Raw genomic sequence first — 18293 nt, forward strand, 5'->3', positions numbered from 1 at the left:
GGGTCTATCTTAGTTGATTGAAGCGGATGTGCGCTGCGGACGTGGCATTGGCACCGGAACCTGCGAAATATCGAGCTGACCAACGCGGGTGATCTTTGCCGGCGGAGCCGAAACAAGTCCGACCTGAACCGGCACAGGCTCGCGGGTCATCGCGTGGATATAAGGCGAATTGAGCTGCAACCGCCCTTCCACATCGCGACCATCCCAGCGATCAGCCATAGCCTGCTGGCTGCAAATGGTTTTGCGCATATCCACGGCCTGATGAACCGCGCTGCTTGCGGGCGGCACCATGTTGCCAAGCGTCGGCACACCGGCACCATTGGAGCGGAAAGCATCGGTCATCAGCTGCGCTGCCTGAACTGCGCGGGTTTCCTGACGATCGGCCCCCAGAACCACAGCCAGAATTGTCCGGCCCTGACGCGTTGCGGAACTGGCCAGATTAAAGCCGGATGCACAGACAAAGCCGGTTTTCATACCGTCCGCGCCGTCGAAACGACCAAGCAGAATGTTGTAATTGGCCTGTGGCTTCTTACCATCACCCGCATCAATTGCTTCCGTATTGAAATAATGCGCATATTGCGGGAACTCACGACGCAGCTGCACGCCAAGCACCGCCAGATCATGCGCAGTCGAATAATTATTGGGATCATGCAAACCGTTCGGATTAGCGAAATGGGTTCCACTCATGCCAAGGCGCTGCGCTTCTGCATTCATGCGCTTGACGAAAGCAGCCTCGCTGCCGCCAACCGCTTCTGCAACGGCAACCGATACGTCATTGGCCGACTTGACCAGCATGATTTTCAGCGCGTTATCCAGCGTCAGCACCGAACCAGGGCGATAGCCCATCTTGCTTGGCGGCTCTTTGGAAGCATTGACGGTCATCTTGACCGGTGACTCAAGCGTCAACTGTCCCGACTGGAGCGCCCGAAATGTAACATAAGCCGTCATCATCTTGGTGAGCGACGCCGGATACCAGCGCTGAAATGGATCCTGAGCCGAATAAACCTTACCGGTGGCCACATCGACAGCAATTGATGGGTTCGCCAGAGCGCTCGACAAAGCCAGGGCTGAAAGAGCCGCGGCTGCACAAAGGATTTTCAACGACTTCGAGATCATTCGTAGTTCCAATCAGCAAGAACGATAACCGCTTGCGAATACATCAATCAAAAAGAAGAATTTACTTTCTGTTATCTATGCCATGTGGCAATCAAAAGGCAAATAGGGATTGCCCGCTTTCACCGAAACGTCATATCCTGACAACTTCTGTACATAAAGAATCTCAGGATATTTTTGAAATGCCAGTGCTTAATCGTGTCGTCGAAACTCAAGCGGAGATCGCCGCATGGCGCCGTCATCTGCATCAGAACCCTGAACTGCTTTATGACGTTCACGAAACCGCACGATTTGTCGAAGAAAAGCTGAAGTCTTTTGGTTGTGATCTGGTCGAAACCGGCATTGGTCGCAGCGGTGTTGTCGCCGTCATCAAAGGTCGTCACGGAGAGGGTCCGGCGATTGGTCTGCGCGCCGATATGGATGCACTGCCGATTAACGAGACCAGCGGCGTCGAATGGGCCTCCAAAAATCCGGGTAAAGCGCATTCCTGCGGTCATGATGGTCACACGGCAATGCTATTGGGTGCAGCGCAATATCTCGCTGAAACCCGCAATTTCCGTGGCTCTGCTGTCCTGCTTTTCCAGCCAGCCGAAGAAGGTGGCGCAGGTGCACTCGCCATGGTTCAGGACGGCGTGATGGACCGTTTCGGTATTACGGAAGTCTATGGCGTGCATAATCTTCCAAGCCTGCCGGTCGGCCAGTTTGCTATGTGCAAAGGCCCGATCATGGCAGCCACCGATGAATTCGATTTTTTAATCAAAGGACGCGGTGGCCACGCAGCACAGCCACACCGCACAATTGATCCGATCCTAGCCGGTTCACAACTGCATATCGCCATACAGAGCGTCGTTTCGCGCAATATCGACCCGCTCGATTCGCTCGTGATTTCGGTCACGAAATTCAACGCTGGCGAAGCCTATAACGTCATTCCGGAAACAGCAAAACTTTCGGGCACGGTGCGCACGCTCAGCAAAGAAACGCGCGCCTATGCCGAAAAGCGCATTCGCGATGCAGCGGCTGGTATCGCGGCTGTAACTGGTGCGGAAATCACCGTTCGCTACAAGAATAATTATCCGGTTACGTACAACCACGATGACCAGACCGATTTTGCCGCCCGCGTTGCAAAAAATGTCGCTGGCGAAGGCAAGGTGAAAACCGATGTGGCCCCGATGATGGCTGCGGAGGATTTTTCCTATATGCTGGAAGCGCGTCCCGGCGCTTATATCTTCCTTGGCAATGGCGACACACCGGGCCTGCATCATCCCGCTTACGACTTCAATGACGAAGCCATTCCTTATGGCGTGAGTTATTTCGTGTCGGTGATTGAAACCGCCCTCGCCGCCTGAAACGCAATATGCAAATAAATGCGCCTGCCCCGCTTTTTGCGGGGTTGGCGAAAGCCATGAAAAACAGTATGTGTCGGAAAATGCTCAGCGCAAGCAGGGCTTTGATGGTGCTGGTCCCGTAGCTCAGTAGGATAGAGCGCAAGATTCCTAATCTTGAGGCCACTGGTTCGAATCCAGTCGGGATCACCATTTACCCAATTCTTGTGCAGGTGCATTGCAAATATCAGAGCTGATTTTATGCTCCGTTTTGCCGACGCGAAAAGAGCGCCTCAAAATCATTCTTGTTCATAGGTTTACCGTAATAAAAACCTTGAAATTCATTACAGCCATTTACCTTCATAAATTCGAACTGATCCTTATTTTCTATCCCCTCTGCTAAAACATCCATACCAAGATCCTTGCCCATTCTTATAATATTTTTTGCAAGTGCAGCGCCGTGGAGGCTGCTCGAAACATCCGCAACGAAGCTTCTGTCTATCTTAATCTGGTTTATTGGAAGTCTTTTAATATAGCTAAGAGATGAATATCCCGTACCAAAATCATCAATTGAAATATAAAATCCATTCTCTTTCAGCTTACGTAAATTTTTTTCCACTTTGATAAAGTCATTTATAAATGCGCTTTCAGTAATTTCTAAACGCAATAACTTCGAATTCACGTCGTAAGCCAATATTGTATCCATAATAATTTCATGGAAATTATCCAGAAGCACGTGATCAGCTGTGATATTCATTGAAATATGAAGTCTTTGGAAACCGGGTCTGTTCTGCCACTCGGCCAATGTCTTCGAACATTCGTTCAAAACCCAACCGCCAATTCGCGGCATTAATCCCAGTCTTTGAGCGGCAGGAAGGAAATCATTGGGCGCAACATATCCTCGCTCAGAGTGCCTCCAGCGCAACAACGCCTCAACACCAATGATATCGCGATCTGAGTTGACCTGAGGCTGGTAGAACAATTCAAGTTCATCATCGACTATCGCACTCTGAATTTGCTTTTTAAGCCTTCCATCTTCCTCAAATTCATTTTTGAGAAGAAAAACAGCAGCTGAAAACAGTGAAACACTTAAAATCGCATTTATCCACTCACTACTATGCCTTATATGATCAGGAAGAACGTCATATTTAGTAGATAAACTAAAATTAATCATAAAAAACATGTATAATATTAGCGATAATATCATAACCAATAATTGTAATTTTGATTTAAATCTGATATAATTCACAAATCCAACAATAAATACGATAGGTATATATTGATGGGTTGTTCTGGAAAACTTTTCCGTTGGAAAATCAAAAAAAATACAATAAATAACTATAAAAGTTAAAATACTCAATTGATTTATTATTAAAGCAGACGAGTAATATCCATATTTGGCTAAAATTATACCAAATATTGCGAATACTCCGAGAGACAAAAGAAAAAATACGAGCCAAAAATGGCCGATGTATAAAAATACGAATACCCAAACAAAGCCTATTGTAATGCCAGCTATGGACATCGTTTTAATCATGATTGTCCAAACAAGCTTATTTGTTTCGGTAATTATAACAACCTCACACACTTAAAAAGGGGGATTACGATTCTGAAAAACGTTGTAAATTAGTGTTTTTTTAAATTCCAGCACCCAGAAGGCGAGAGAAACCATAAGTTTCCCTCAATAATTACAATTTAGAAAAAATCGGGAAGTATTCAGAAAACAACTTGATGTTGTTCGGCTATGCTGAGCATCTAAGGATGCCCAAATAACCCATCGGTTTTATTGTTTCATCTGTCATAAGCCCAGTTGGCTTGTGAAAACACGCCGCCATCCACCCACAGTGTCTGCCCGGTCACGAAGCCGGCGGCATCCGATGCTAGAAACAACACCGGCCCTGATATATCCTCGGCAGAACCAACGCGTCGCAATGGAGTAATCCGGCTCCAGCTTGCCGCATAATCTGGCTGTTCTTGCATCGTGCGCTCGTTGAGAATAGCGCCCGGTGCGACGCAATTGACCCGGATGCCCTTCGGTCCGAGTTCTACCGCCGAAACCTTGGTGAATTGTTCAATCCCGCCTTTTGACGCCGTGTAAGAAACCAGATTGGGAAAAGCCAGCTTGTTGCAACCCGAGCCTATATTGATGATCGAACCCGCTTTACCAACATCAACCATGCGTCTGGCTGCCGCTTGTGTATTCAGGAAACAGCCCTTCATATTGGTGCGAATAACATCGTCCCAATCATCTTCGGAAAGTTCGAGCAATGATGCCCAGGCCTGAATTCCAGCATTGTTAACGAGCACGTCCGGCGCATCACCATACCAACTGCAAACCTCGTCAAAAAAAGCGTCAACGTCACTTCCAACGCCGACATCACAAGCGACACCCAGCGCCTGACCACCTGAAAGCTCAATCTCTTCCATGAGTGTCTCTGCAGCGTCTTCATCGCCAAGATAGCTGAAAGCCACAGTGTAACCTGCTTCGGCAAATGCCGAGACCAGATGCCTGCCAATGCCTGTGCTGCCACCGGTGACGACCGCAAACCCACTCATTCAACCCCTCCCGAATTAACGTACATTCTTTTCTGAATACTTTTTCAAGCACTGCCACAAACCCAATATTCTGTAAAGAATAGCAGGTGAATTTCACCATTCTGGTAAATATTATAAGCGGAATCTTTCATAAGGATTTATCATGACTAACAGAATTCTAGATAATTGGTATATTCCATCAATAGATCGAGAGAAATCTCTGCTCAACATGTCATACAAGTCGTTGATAGAAGGAATAAATTCCAGGAAAATTCCATCGAATATTAGACATATTTTACCACTAGATCTTCAAACAAGTGATCATTTTCCAAGTGTTTTATACAGTCGAAAAAATGAAAATTTTGAACAAGACAATAAAATAAATGTAAAAATTCTAGATAAGGATCAATATTTTCTTCAGTCCGAATTTAGTTATTCATTTACTGATGAGATAGAAGGGAAAATAAGATTAAATATAGTTGAAGATGATTTAGTGTTTATGAGAATTAATTTACATAATAATTCTCTCAACATAGAAGGCGTATCATCTGGGCTTTTCAATCGTATTGACCATTTTAAAAATGAAACAAACTTCGACCGCATAAATTTAATAGAAAAAGTGCCAAGTTCATCGAATTTTATACAATCTTTCCTAAATGAGGAAAAAACTCACGAACACGCTTTAAGTTTGGGAAAAAGAATTTCTTATCGATACAAAATGCCAGTTACATATAATATGGCCGAAACCAAAGTCGTCCCAAGAAGTGAAATTATAAATAACTCTATCAAATTTCAATCGACAAGAAACAACCAATTTCCGGCAGGATCATTAACACATGATGGTAATGAATTCAGATATATGACGAAAGGATCTCGATCTTTCTTAATAGGATCAGAGTTTATGTATGATATGTAAAAATAACATTTTTCTAATAAGAATTAAATATTACTATCATATCAAACGACACCTCAGCGATCTTCACGCCGCTTGTGTTCGTTTTTCTCCCATGAAAATACAATAGGCGGTAGCGGGTCGAGACCGCGAATAATATCCGCACCCTTTTCGCCGACCATGATGGTCGGTGCATTGGTGTTGCACGAGGGAACGCGCGGCATGATCGAGCTGTCGCACACCCGCAGACCTTCAAGACCGCGCACTTTAAGATCCAGATCGACAACGGCCATCGCATCCGCCCCCATCCTGCAGGTGCCGACCGGATGATGATCGGTCTTGGCATTGGCGCAGGCATAGTCAAACAGATCATCGTCACTGACGACCTTTGGCCCCGGCAGACGCTCGGCCATCACGTAAGGTTTCAATGCATCCTGGCTCATAATTTCGCGCGCGATCTTCAGACCTTCAAGCGACATCTTGCGGTCATGCGGATCACTCCAGTAATTCGGGTCGATCAGGGGTGCTGCAACCGGATCATTGGAAGCCAGCCGCACGGTTCCACGCGAACGCGGATGCAGATAAGCAGAATTAAGCGTCACGCCTGCATTCTTGAGCTTCTCGACGCCAGCTTCAATGCCCGAACCAAGACCCAGATGAAACTGAATATCCGGTGAGCGGGCATCCGGATCAGCATACCAGAAGCCGCCGGTTTCAAAGAGGCTGGACGCCACCGGACCAGAGCGCAGAAAGATATATTGCAGGCCAGCGCCCAGCGTCCGATGCAACTTTGCCACGCCATCATAGGTGTGATCGCCTGTGCATTCGGCAATAACAAACAGATCGAGGTGATCCTGCATGTTCTCACCCACACCCGGCAGATCGTGCCTCACATTCACGCCAGCCTTTTTAAGATGGTCAGCAGGGCCGATACCCGATTGCAGCAGAAGCTTCGGCGAGCCGATAGCACCGGACGAGACAATCACCTCACGGTTTGCGCGCAAAACCTCGCCGTTCATCAGTGTTACGCCGGTGACGAGAGTCTTTTCCAGATCGATACTGCGCACCGGCGCATTCATCCGCACGGTAAGGTTCTTGCGATCCCTGATCGTTGCGAGATAGGCAAGGGATGCTGACGAGCGGCGGCGATTGCGCTGGGTGAGCTGATAAAAGCCGACGCCTGCCTGCTCACGACCATTGAAGTCCGGGTTATACGGAATGCTGAGCTCTTGACCCGCCCGGATATAGGCGTCGCAAATCGGCAATGGTGCGGAAGGCATCGAAACGCCAAGCGGCCCGCCATAGGAGTGAAAATCATCGTTAAAACGTTGATTGTCTTCAGCGCGTTTGAAATAGGGCAACACATGACGATAGTCCCAGCCGGTACAGCCGTCCTCAGTAGCCCATAGATCATAATCGGCTGCATTGCCGCGTGTATAAATCTGCGCATTGATGCTGGAGCCGCCGCCAATGACTTTTGCCTGCGTATAGCGCAACACACGGTTTTTGAGATGCTTCTGCGGAACGGTTTCCCAGCCCCAGCTCGCCACACCCTTGGTCATCTTTGCAAAACCGGCAGGCATGTGAAACAGCGGATTCCAGTCGCTTCCACCTGCTTCCAGCAACAGCACTTTGATCGCTGCATCTTCGCTCAGACGATTGGCGAGAACGCAACCGGCAGGTCCGCCGCCAACGATGATATAGTCATACGTCATGCGTTTCTCCTCCCGAGAAACTAAAGCTTCGCAATCGACAGGCCACCATCGGCATTGATCGCCGAGCCCGTCGCAAAAATGAAATCACCACCGGCAAGCCCGGCCACAATAGCGCCGACATCGCCTGCCTCGCCCCAGCGTTTCATCGGCACCAGACCACCTTCGATCAGTCCGTCATAACGCTCGGCAACACGCGCTGTCATATCGGTGCGGATGATACCGGGACGTACTTCGAACACGCCGATCCGTACTTCGGCGAGGCGCAGAGCAAGCCCCTGCACGAAGGCTGTCAGCCCCGCTTTGCTGATGCAGTAATCAAGCCTTTCAGGTGAAGTCATCACCGACGAAACCGAACTGATCGTCACGATACTGCGCGGAAAACGCACATCCGTCACCGCCAGCATGGATTTCACCACCGCTTGCGTAAAAAACACAGTACCGCGCAGGTTCACATCAATAATCGTGTCGAAATTCTCAGGTTTCAGCCCGAGAAAATCCCCGCGCTCGACCGAACCCATACCTGCATTGTTGACCAGACAATCGATGCCTCCAAGCTCATTCACAACGGCTTCAACCGTCGCTTCGTGCGTTTCGATAGATGCCAGGTCGCTTTCAAAGAAAGCCACCCTTCCCCCAAGCCCGCGCAATTCTTGGATAACCGCCTCATCACGTTCACGGTCGGTAATCGCCAGATCAAACCCTTTGGCGGCTAAAGCGCGGGCAATGCCAAGCCCGACACCACGCCGCCCGCCAGTCACAAGTGCCACAGGTCTTTGACGGTTCATGCCAGTGCCTCCGCATGAATGTGATCAGCAACGCGCAGAGCCTGCGCCGCAATCGTCAGCGCAGGATTAACCGCCGCCGATGTCGGCAGAAACGATGCATCAACCACATAGAGATTGGGATGGTCATAAGCACGGCAATAGGGATCAAGCGGCGCTGTCGCGCAATCATTGCCAATGCGCACCGTGCCGCATTGGTGCGATGGTGTTCGCCTGTCGAACGCCCGCGAAAGCACCACCGGAAATCCTGCTGCACGCAGCGCGGATTTAAGCTTATCAACCAGCATCAGATGCGCCTTCCAGTTAGAACGCACCCAATGCAAAATGATGCGATCGCCATCGACGCTCACGCGACTTTCCGGCGATGGTAGGTCTTCGCTCATCGCATAAAAATCAATCGTATGCCCGGCAATGCGGTTCAGCATCCATTCCGGCACCTGACGCATATTGGCTTTCAGGATCGCACCCGACACCCGCCCCAGCAATTGCACATTGCCAAGCGGCGGCCCACCTGCCCCATCGCTGAGATAGTAATCATTGAAGCCAAAGGTCTTCTGGTAGACGCTGTCATTGCGATAGCGCGGATCAAATCCGATCACCGCGCTCGAATTGTGGTTCATAAAATTGCGACCGACCTGATCGGAACGGTTCGCCAGTCCCGAACGCAGCAAAAGCGCAGCCGACTGCACCGCTCCCGCTGAAAGAATGACGAGCTTTGGACGTAGGACCAGCGCCTCGCCATTCTTCACATAGTGAACTGCCAAGATGGTTTTACCATCGGGCCCGGTTTCCAGCTTCGTTACCCGCGCCGAAGTTTCAAGCCGGACATTTGGATGTTTGAGCGCAAATGCTAACGGACAAGTTTCCGCATCCATCTTGCCATCATTGCTGTTGGGATGCGCGTCCCACGGCGTTTTGGCCTTCGCCAGCCAGCGTTCAATATCAACACCCAATGGCAAGGAAGCCGGATGCAACCCCGCCTTCTTCAGCCGCGCACGCAGATCTGCAATCGGGCTTTCATCACGGATAGCCGGATACGAATAGGGCTTTGAATGATAGGGTTCTGTCGGGTCATCGCCCAATTCACCGCGCACCTGAAAAAGCTCTTCCGCCTTGCAATACCAGGGCTCAAGCTCATCATAGGCGAAGGGCCACGCCGGAGACACGCCTTCCAGATGCGCAAGCTCCTCAAAATCCTCGCGCCGATAGCGCACCAGCACTGCGCCATAGAATTTGGAATTGCCGCCGACATTGTAATAATTTCCGGGATTAAACGGCGTACCATCCGTCTCATACCAGAACTCTTTCGGGCGAAAGAAACCACGCTGGAAAATGGCGCGTGGGTCGCGGTTTTCGGGTCTGTCCGGCAAATGCTCGCCCGCCTCCAGAATGAGAATATCTGCACCAGACGCGGCCAGACCAGCGGCCATCGTTGCGCCGCCGATGCCTGATCCGATAATGACAATATCCGGCTGTCCTCCCAAAGCCGTCACTCCTTATTTTGCTTGCGGCATCCACCAGCCGGTACGCGCACCGATATGCATATTGAGCGTCTTGGTTTCCGTGTAATCCTCCACCGCATGACGACCCAATTCGCGGCCCAGACCCGACTGGCGATAACCGCCAAAAGGCAGTTCCGGCGTGCCATCCATGAAAGTGTTCATCCAGACTGTGCCAGCCCGCACCTTGCGGCCAATGGTCATGCAGGTATCGAAATCGCGGCTCCACACGCCAGCCGACAAGCCATAATCAACCGCGTTGGCAATGGAGATCGCCTCATCCACCGTATCAAAAGACAGCACCGACAGAACCGGCCCGAATACTTCTTCACGCGCCACGACCATGTCGGCTTTCACGCCTGCAATGATGGTCGGCCCCATATATTGGCCAAGGCCGAGATCCAGCACATCGCCGCCATGGGCAATTGCAGCGCCCGCCTTTTTGGCCTGATCGACATAGGTGCCAACCTTGCTCAAATGCTGCGGCGTGATGATCGCGCCCACCTGCGTACTAACATCGAGGGGATCGCCGACGATCACCTTTTTCGAAAGATCAGCAACGCGCCCAACAATCTCATCGACAATCGAGCGATGCACGATCAGCCGCGAACCAGCATTACAGCACTCGCCCGCATTGAACCATGCTCCGAAAACGGCTGCATCGATAAAGGCATCCATATCCGCATCCGGGAACAGGATTTGCGGGTTTTTACCGCCAAGCTCCAGCGATACTTTTTTCAGCGTTTGCGCGGCATTGGCCATGGTCAGCTTACCCACCCCTGTGGAGCCGGTAAACGACACCATGTCCACATCTGGATGCGTGCTCATATGCTGGCCGACATCAGCGCCCGTTCCGGTGATGATGTTGACGACACCGTCAGGGACGCCTGCTTCAGCCAGAATTTCACCAAGCAACAAAGTCGAACCAGACGTCAGTTCCGATGGTTTCACCAATGCCGTACAACCCGCAGCAAGCGCAAATGGCAGCTTTTGTCCCACGATCAGGAACGGGAAATTCCACGGCGTAATGATCGAGACAACGCCAATCGCCTCGCGCAGCACGACACCAAGCGTCCCATCGCCCAGATTATTGTAGCTCTCACCATGCAGATCACGCGCCAGTGCTGCCGCATAGCGCCAAATGTCTACCGACCCTGCAATCTCGCCGCGCACTTGAGAAATCGGCTTACCCGCTTCAATTGCATCGAGATAAGCAAGTTCCTCTGCCCGCGCTTCAATCAGATCCTCGGCTTTCAACAAGATCAGCGAACGTTGCGATGCGGTTTTAGACGACCAGCGCCCGTCATCGAAAGCCTTACGCGCGCTCGCAACCGCGCGTTCCACATCGGCCTTATTGCCAGCAGGATAGCGGCTTACCGTGACGCCATGGCCGGGCGCGACACGTTCAATTGTTTCACCGCTTTGGCTGCTAACCCATTTGCCATCAATCAGCATCGAGAATTCACGCACTTCCAGCCCATTCAGCGGCTGCGGTTTTACGACTACGCTCATCACCATTTTCCTTCAAAATTTGCTTCGCGCTTTTCGGTAAACGAGCGCACGCCTTCTTTCAGATCGCCGGTCTTGGCGACCAGAATGGAACCCAGCGCCTCGACTGCCGTGCCATTATCCTCGCCATTGGCGACCGACAGCATCAGTTTGGAAATTTCCAGCGCAGCGGGTCCGCGCTTGGCCACCCGCGTCGCATAGTCCTGCGCGGCCTGCAGAGCTGCACCCGTCTCCACCACAGCATCGACCAGCCCGTGCGACAGCGCCTCATCGGCTGTGAACATTTCACCGCCCAGCACCATGCGGCGCACGATCTGCGCACCGAAACGGCGCACCAAACGCTGCGTACCCGACCAGCCGGGGATCATACCAAGCGAGGTTTCCGGCAGGCCGATTTTTGCCTGCCGTTCGACAATGCGGATATCAGCGGCACCTGCCAGTTCCAGACCGCCGCCCAGTGCATGACCGTTCATCGCTGCGATGAGCGGCACCCGCAAAGTCGCAAGCCGCTCGAACACACGATGACCATAGCGCACCCATGCATGGCCGAACTCTGCTGGTTCCATGCCGCCCCACGCCTTGATGTCGCCGCCGGCGGAAAAGGCTTTGCCCTCACCGGTCAGGATCGCAACCCGCACCGAGCCATCGCCTTCCACTTGATCACAGGCAGCCGACAATTCCTGCAAAAGCTCGATATCAAATGCGTTGAGCTTTTCAGGCCGCTGGATCATCATGACAGCGATGTGGTCCTCAATCGAGATGTCTATCCGTTGAACCATTTATGCCTCCAGCTTTCGCGCAGGCTTTTGCGGCAGCGTCAAACCAATCGGCTCATCACGGAACAGTGCCTCATCCATGCGTTTAAGCTGATCCGAAACAATCAGCGGAAACTCAGCCTGGTCCAGAATATGCGTCTGCAAATCCACACCCGGCGCAATCTCGGTGAGAACAATCCCTTCCGGCGTGAGCTTCAAAACCGCGCGTTCGGTGACATAGGTGATATCCTGCCCCTGTTCGACACCACGCGGACCTGAGAAAGTAACATGCTCAACCTCATCAACGAGCTTTTTAAGCTTACCTTCCTTCTCGATCACCAGCTTACCGTCAGCGACCGACAATTTCGCCCCTGCATTAAACATGCCCGAGAAGACAATCTTCTTAGCCCTTGCAGTAATATCGACAAAACCGCCTGCACCAGCCGTCACATGCGGACGGAATGACAGCTTCGATACGTTGACCGAGCCGTCGCGTCCGATCTCAAGGAAGGACAGAAGCGATGCGTCGAAGCCTGCGCCCTGAAAATAGGTAAACTGATAGGGTGACGGCATATAGGCATCTGCATTCGACGCGCAGCCAAAGGCGAAGTCGAGAAGCGGCACGCCACCAACAGCCCCCTGCTCGATCACCCAGGTCACTGCACCATGCAGGCCCTCTTCCAACAATATGCGCGGCACATTGGCAGAAATGCCAAAGCCCAAATTGACCGCACTACCTGCTTGCAACTCCTGCGCCACACGCCGCGCAATCGCCTTCTGAATATTGAACTCCGGTAAGCGGAATGTATCGAGCGGACGGAAAATCTCGCCGGAAATTGCCGGATCGTAAAGTGTCTGCGTTGTCTGCTTCTGGTCGGGATCAACGACGATATAGTCAACCAGAACGCCCGGCACGCGCACATCATGTGGTTTCATTGTACCTTCCTTGGCAATGCGCTTCACCTGCGCAATGACAATGCCGCCATTGTTGCGCGCAGCCAGCGCCTGATCCAGCCCACCAAGATATGCGCCCTCATGTTCATAGGTGAGATTGCCGCGTTCATCGGCAGTGGTGGCGCGAATGATCGTGACATGCGGCACGATATTGGGGAAATAGAGCCAGTCCTCACCTTCAAAACTAACATGTTTCACGACCGGTTCTTGCGTTGCTTTCTCGTTCATCGCAGTGCCCTGGCGCTTGGGATCAACGAAAGTATCAAGCCCCACCTTGGTCAGCACTCCAGGGCGCTTCGCCGCTGCCTCGCGATGCATATCAAACAGGATACCTGATGGAATATTATAGGCTGGAATCTCATTATTGGTGATCATTTGCCAGATCAGCGGCGGCTCAGCACTCGATGGTCCCGACGGATAGGACCCGCCGATGATCTTCTTCAAAAGTCCCTTTTTAGCGATATAATCAACACCCTTGATACCGCTCATATCGCCCGCAGCGATCGGGTGCAGCGTGGTGATATTCTGGGGATGACCGGTTTCATCAAAACGCTCGCCAATGGCTTTCAGCATCATATCCGGACAGCCGAGGCCACTCGATGAAGAAACCGAAACGACAGCGTTGTCGGGAATAAGGGATGCTGCTTCCGCAAATGAAATATGTTTGCTCATAATTTTCAAAGTCCTGAATGAACAGCGGTTGCCTTACCGGTCTTTGCAGCCTCAAGCACGGCAAGCCCGGTCGCCAGCGACCAAATTCCATCCTCCAGAGTTGCGGAAGGCTGGCCTTTACCTGCGATGGCGTTATGGAAAGCCCGCAAGGCGGTTTCGTAGAGATTCTTCTGGTCGAGCTGCAATTCGTGCTCGCCATTCTTGTCACGCAGAATGACGGTTCCCACCGGCTTCTGCATCATGACATTGCGTGCAATCAGCGAGCCTTCATGTCCATGCACTTCAAAGCCGGTTTCCGCATATTTGGTGGTGAATGCATCGTGGAACTGAGCAATCGCGCCGGAGGAGAAGCGCAGCACACCCATCACACCGTCTTCCAGCCCTGCGCCGCTTAAGCCACCCTGCTGGCTGAAAGCCACAGCTTCGACCGGGTCTTCACCCAGCACAAAGCGTAATGTATCGGCATCATGCACGGTAATATCGAGGATCACACCACCGCCCGCATCAGGGCGTTCAATGCGCCAGCCTTGCAAATGCGGCGGCAGATAAACCGCATGAAAAACCCGCGCGCCAAGCACCTTGCCGATCTTGCCTTGAGCGATCGCATCACGCATGGCGCGGTGGCTTGCAGCATTGCGCAAGTGATGATTTGTGCCCGCCACAACGCCCGCTTCGCGCACAGCTTTTAGCATCTGATGCGCGTCGCCAATCGTCAGAGCCAGCGGCTTTTCGCACAGAATATGCTTGCCTGCTTTTGCGGCTGCAATCGCCTGATCACGATGCAATTCATTGGTGGTGGAGATATAAACAGCGTCAATTTCGGGATCATTCAACAGTGCATCAAGGCTTGTCACAGAGCGGGCTATACCGTTTTCGCGAGCATAGTTTTCACCGCGTTCAGCATTGGTGCTGTAAACCGAAACGACTTCGCCACCGGTCGCGCGAATGGCTCCGATCATCCATTCTTTTGCAATGGTGCTTGCGCCTATAAGTCCCCACTTTGCCATGCGAATTTCTCCTCATTTTTGAACGGCGCACCACAACTTGCACGCACGGCAAGACGTACCGCCAAACGCTGCGCCTCCGCCTCCACCCGTTCCGAATTGATCTGTTTCAGCAAAAGCTGCGCCGCACGTTCTCCCAAACCTTGCGGATCAACAGCAACAGTTGTGAGTGCCGGAACAGTGGTCTTTGCTTCGATCACATCGTCAAAACCAACCACAGCGAAATCCCGGCCCGGCTCCAGTTGAGCGCCGCGCAAACCATCACAAACGCCAAAAGCCACAGCATCATTGAAACACACCGCTGCCGTCGGCTTCATGCTGTGCCGCAACACGCGCTCAACGGCTTCAACACCGCCAGCACGCGAGGGGGCTGAGGTGAAGACCAGCGCATCATCAAACACGATGTCCGCCTGCTCAAGCCCCGCACGATAGCCCGCAACTCTCTCAGCAAAAACAGCGGTATCCGCATAGCCGCCGATGAAAGCGATTACGCGATGCCCCAGCGACACCAAATGTTCAACCGCCTTTGCCACGCCGCCACGATTATCCGAAACAATCGACGACACACCCGACCCCGGCACATCGCGCACCATCTGCACAACAGGCAGGCCACTTTTTGCCAATGGTTTCAGATCACCAGCCTCGGTGCCACGCGCGGGCGAAACGATCAGCCCGGCAATGCCATGCTCACGCATCGAGGCAATCACTTCGCGCTGGCGGTCAATGCTTTCCGCTGTATTGGCGAGAAACTGCACATAACCTGCCGATTGCATGACACGATCAACACCCACCGCAAGCTCGGCAAAGAAGCTGTTGGTCAGATCATTGACCACAAGCCCGATGATCTTCGATTTCGACTGCCGGAGATTGGCGGCCGAGCGATTATAGACATAGCCGAGCTTCTCGATCGCTTCCTGAACCTTCGCCCGGGTCTCGGCATGAACCAGAGGACTGTCACGCAAAACCAGCGATACGGTCGACTTCGACACGCCTGCTTCACGTGCAATATCGATAACCGTAATGCTGCTCTTGCTCATATCTGTCTCCTGCTGCGGTAAGTTAATTGGAACGTTCCAAATTTGTCAACTTTTTTAATAAACACGAAATTGCCATATTCTCAACATCGGTTTGCCTCAATTTTTGCGGTGTTTTGCAAGCTAAAACGCAAAATCAGGTTTCGAAATTTCATTTTCTAAGCACTCTCTTGAAATTTGGAACGATCTAAAATATTCAATTCGTCCTGGAGCCGGAGGAGTGATATGAGCGCATTATCGGAAAATATGCTGAGCCTACCATGCGCTGACGGCAGCATAAAACCCTATCGCTTGATCGGCACCCCGACACCGCGCCCAGCATCTCCCCCCCGATTCAACCGCATTGCCTATGCGGCAGCGCATGTGGTTTCAGACCCGCTCAAAGACAGCAATCCGTGGAACAATCCGGCGATTGATTGGGATGCGACTATGGCTTTCCGCCATCACCTCTGGAGCCTCGGCTTTCAGATTGCGGAAGCGATGGACACCTCGCAACGCGGCATGGGGCTTAGCTGGGCTGGCGCGCAGGAGCTGATCCGCCGCTCACTGGCAGAAAGCAAGACCGTAGCAGGTGCTGATCTCGCCTGTGGCGCTGGCACTGACCATCTTGATCCGTCTAAGGCAAAAAGCCTTGACGACGTGATTAGGGCTTATGAAACCCAGGCTGAATTCATCGAAAAACACGGCGGCCGTTTCATTCTGATGGCCAGCCGCGCACTCGCCCGCATCGCCCGCTCGCCAGAGGATTATGCCAGGGTCTATGGCCATATTCTCACCCATGCCCGCGAAAAGGTCATTCTGCATTGGCTCGGAGATATGTTCGACCAACAACTCAAAGGCTATTGGGGTTCAGACACGTTTGAAGACGCGCTTGATACGGTCATCGGCATTATAGAGACCAATCGCGACAAGGTTGAAGGCATCAAGATTTCGCTGCTCGAAGAACGCTACGAGATCGCGCTTCGCAACCGCCTGCCGGATGGCGTTCTCTGTTTCACGGGCGATGATTTCAACTATGCGCCATTGATCGAAGGCGATGGAAACAAGCACAGCCATGCGCTGCTTGGCATCTTTGACGCCGTAGCACCACAGGCTTCAAGCGCCCTTGCCGCCCTCGCCGACGGCGACAATTCCCGCTTTCGCGCGATCATCGAGCCAACTGTGCCGCTGTCACGCAAAATCTTTGAAGCACCGACGCAATATTACAAAGCTGGCGTTGTATTCCTTGCCTGGCTCAACGGACACCAAAGCCATTTCACCATGCCCGCCGGAATGCAATCGGCACGCAGCATTCTGCATTATGCGGATATTTTTCGCCTCGCAGATCAGGCCGATGTTCTTGATCATCCAGAGTTAGCTATAAAGAGATTCAATCAACTTTCAGCCATTTATTTATCGCCGCGATAGTTTCACAGCTTCCACCGAGATTGCAAGCAGGCACTGGCGGATGATTGGGATTGAGAGAGCCGCATTTTGACGGCTTTCAAGGACTGCGCGTTGCAGGCGCTCCATGACGCGCGAAAGGCTTTCGGCATTCCATCGACTGACCGCATTTTCAATCAGCTTCTTTCGATTAAAGAATACCGGCGGACGCGCTGAAGCGACTACGACAGAAGCACTTTTACGCTCGGTGTCTGCGATATGACGTAGCGTCTGAATCTGCTGGAACTGACGCGCGGCGGTATTGAGCACCAGGAAAGGAGCAGTTCCCGATTTCACAACGCGGTCAAATGTTGTCTCAAAACGGCGTAAATCGCCCGTCAGAACCGCATCCACGACTTCGTCCGTAGAAAGTCCTGCAACATCGCCCACGGCTTCACGCACATCATCTATGTCGATGCGCTCCTTGCCCCGCGCATAGAGGCAAAGCTTTTCCAGCTCGCCACGCGTGGCCAACCGATCACCGCCAAGACTCGCGCGCAGCAGCTGACGGCCATCCATGGTGATCTGTATTTTCCATTCGGCCAGCACATCGTCGATAACACCATCAATGCCGCGTGCATCATCTGAATAGCAAGGCAAGGCCATGCCAGCTGGTGCATTTTCAACCGCGCCGCGCAGACCAACGCCTTTTTTGAGATCGCCAGCTTCGACCAGAATATAGGTTTCACGCGGCGGCTCGGTCGCCAGAAGTTTCACAGCTTCGGCAAGCTTCTTTTGTCCACCAGCATTCTTGATCCAGATGAGCCGCTCGCCGCCAAACATTGAAATTGTGCGCGCTTCATCGGCAAGCTTTGCCGGATCAGCATCGATTTCGTCTGCTTCCATACGAATAACAGCAAAGGGATCATCGAGCGGCAATTTTGTCGCCTTTGCATAGCGACGCGCACGTTCGTTCACCAGCCCCTTATCAGGCCCATAGAGCAACACAACCGGAAACGAGCTGCTCGGTTTGCTGAGAAATTGATCTACTTCGTGTGCTTTCTTCTGCGCCATAGAGGATGTACTAGCGCAATTCTCATTCAAACAAAACAGCCGCCGGTCAAACTGAGCGGCGGCTGTGAACA

General features: G+C 52.1%; 15 protein-coding genes and 1 tRNA gene. 4 read left to right on the forward strand and 12 right to left on the reverse strand.

Annotation, left to right across the window (positions count from 1 at the left end):
• Positions 1-9 precede the first annotated feature (9 nt).
• Entirely contained in the window at positions 10-1116 is a 1107-nt protein-coding gene (locus tag RI570_RS05900) for a D-alanyl-D-alanine carboxypeptidase family protein (RefSeq protein WP_313827471.1), read from the reverse strand.
• A gap of 179 nt (positions 1117-1295) precedes the next feature.
• Here RI570_RS05900 and RI570_RS05905 point away from each other — a divergent pair, with 179 nt between their 5' ends.
• The gene (locus RI570_RS05905; protein WP_313827472.1) at positions 1296-2459 is read left to right on the forward strand and encodes a M20 aminoacylase family protein; all 1164 of its coding nucleotides are present in this window, start codon (positions 1296-1298) and stop codon (positions 2457-2459) included.
• Between the two features lie 112 nt (positions 2460-2571).
• Positions 2572-2648, forward strand: a tRNA-Arg gene (locus RI570_RS05910).
• A gap of 46 nt (positions 2649-2694) precedes the next feature.
• Here the strand turns inward: RI570_RS05910 and RI570_RS05915 are convergent.
• Positions 2695-3960, reverse strand: a complete 1266-nt coding sequence (locus RI570_RS05915) for an EAL domain-containing protein (protein WP_313827473.1) — start codon at positions 3958-3960, stop codon at positions 2695-2697.
• A gap of 266 nt (positions 3961-4226) precedes the next feature.
• On the reverse strand, positions 4227-4991 hold the full coding sequence (locus tag RI570_RS05920) for an SDR family NAD(P)-dependent oxidoreductase (protein WP_313827474.1): 765 nt from the start codon (positions 4989-4991) through the stop codon (positions 4227-4229).
• A gap of 142 nt (positions 4992-5133) precedes the next feature.
• Here RI570_RS05920 and RI570_RS05925 point away from each other — a divergent pair, with 142 nt between their 5' ends.
• Positions 5134-5886, forward strand: coding sequence for a hypothetical protein (locus tag RI570_RS05925; RefSeq protein WP_313827475.1), 753 nt, complete (start codon positions 5134-5136; stop codon positions 5884-5886).
• A 53-nt stretch (positions 5887-5939) separates the two neighbouring features.
• On the opposite strand, the gene RI570_RS05930 is transcribed toward RI570_RS05925, so the two are convergent.
• Genes RI570_RS05930 through RI570_RS05965 form a run of 8 tightly spaced genes read right to left on the reverse strand, consistent with a single transcriptional unit; the run spans position 5940 to position 15789 of the window.
• Entirely contained in the window at positions 5940-7577 is a 1638-nt protein-coding gene (locus RI570_RS05930; protein WP_313827476.1) for a GMC family oxidoreductase N-terminal domain-containing protein, read from the reverse strand.
• A gap of 20 nt (positions 7578-7597) precedes the next feature.
• Entirely contained in the window at positions 7598-8362 is a 765-nt protein-coding gene (locus RI570_RS05935; RefSeq protein WP_313827477.1) for a 3-ketoacyl-ACP reductase, read from the reverse strand.
• A complete protein-coding gene (locus RI570_RS05940) occupies positions 8359-9843 on the reverse strand; it encodes a GMC family oxidoreductase (RefSeq protein ID WP_313827478.1) in 1485 nt (494 codons plus the stop codon). The genes RI570_RS05935 and RI570_RS05940 overlap by 4 nt, the downstream gene beginning before the upstream one ends.
• 12 nt (positions 9844-9855) lie before the next feature.
• Positions 9856-11376 carry an aldehyde dehydrogenase family protein gene (locus tag RI570_RS05945; RefSeq protein WP_313827479.1) on the reverse strand — a complete coding sequence of 507 codons (1521 nt, stop codon included), beginning with the start codon at positions 11374-11376 and terminating at the stop codon, positions 9856-9858.
• Positions 11370-12146 (reverse strand): enoyl-CoA hydratase/isomerase family protein, encoded by a 777-nt coding sequence (locus RI570_RS05950; RefSeq protein ID WP_313827480.1) that lies wholly within the window; start codon positions 12144-12146, stop codon positions 11370-11372. The genes RI570_RS05945 and RI570_RS05950 overlap by 7 nt, the downstream gene beginning before the upstream one ends.
• Positions 12147-13748 (reverse strand): acyl CoA:acetate/3-ketoacid CoA transferase, encoded by a 1602-nt coding sequence (locus RI570_RS05955; RefSeq protein ID WP_313827481.1) that lies wholly within the window; start codon positions 13746-13748, stop codon positions 12147-12149.
• Between the two features lie 5 nt (positions 13749-13753).
• Positions 13754-14755, reverse strand: a complete 1002-nt coding sequence (locus RI570_RS05960; protein WP_313827482.1) for a Gfo/Idh/MocA family oxidoreductase — start codon at positions 14753-14755, stop codon at positions 13754-13756.
• Positions 14734-15789 carry a LacI family DNA-binding transcriptional regulator gene (locus tag RI570_RS05965; protein WP_313827483.1) on the reverse strand — a complete coding sequence of 352 codons (1056 nt, stop codon included), beginning with the start codon at positions 15787-15789 and terminating at the stop codon, positions 14734-14736. Before RI570_RS05965 ends, RI570_RS05960 begins: the two co-directional genes overlap by 22 nt.
• Before the next feature lie 222 nt (positions 15790-16011).
• Here RI570_RS05965 and RI570_RS05970 point away from each other — a divergent pair, with 222 nt between their 5' ends.
• Positions 16012-17193, forward strand: coding sequence for a dihydrodipicolinate synthase family protein (locus RI570_RS05970; RefSeq protein ID WP_313827484.1), 1182 nt, complete (start codon positions 16012-16014; stop codon positions 17191-17193).
• Here the strand turns inward: RI570_RS05970 and holA are convergent.
• Positions 17179-18222: a DNA polymerase III subunit delta gene (gene holA / locus RI570_RS05975; protein WP_313827485.1), complete on the reverse strand. Its 1044-nt coding sequence runs from the start codon at positions 18220-18222 to the stop codon at positions 17179-17181. The genes RI570_RS05970 and holA overlap by 15 nt on opposite strands.
• Positions 18223-18293: the final 71 nt, after the last annotated feature.

The sequence above is a fragment of the Brucella pseudogrignonensis genome (assembly GCF_032190615.1).
Taxonomy (GTDB): domain Bacteria; phylum Pseudomonadota; class Alphaproteobacteria; order Rhizobiales; family Rhizobiaceae; genus Brucella; species Brucella pseudogrignonensis_B.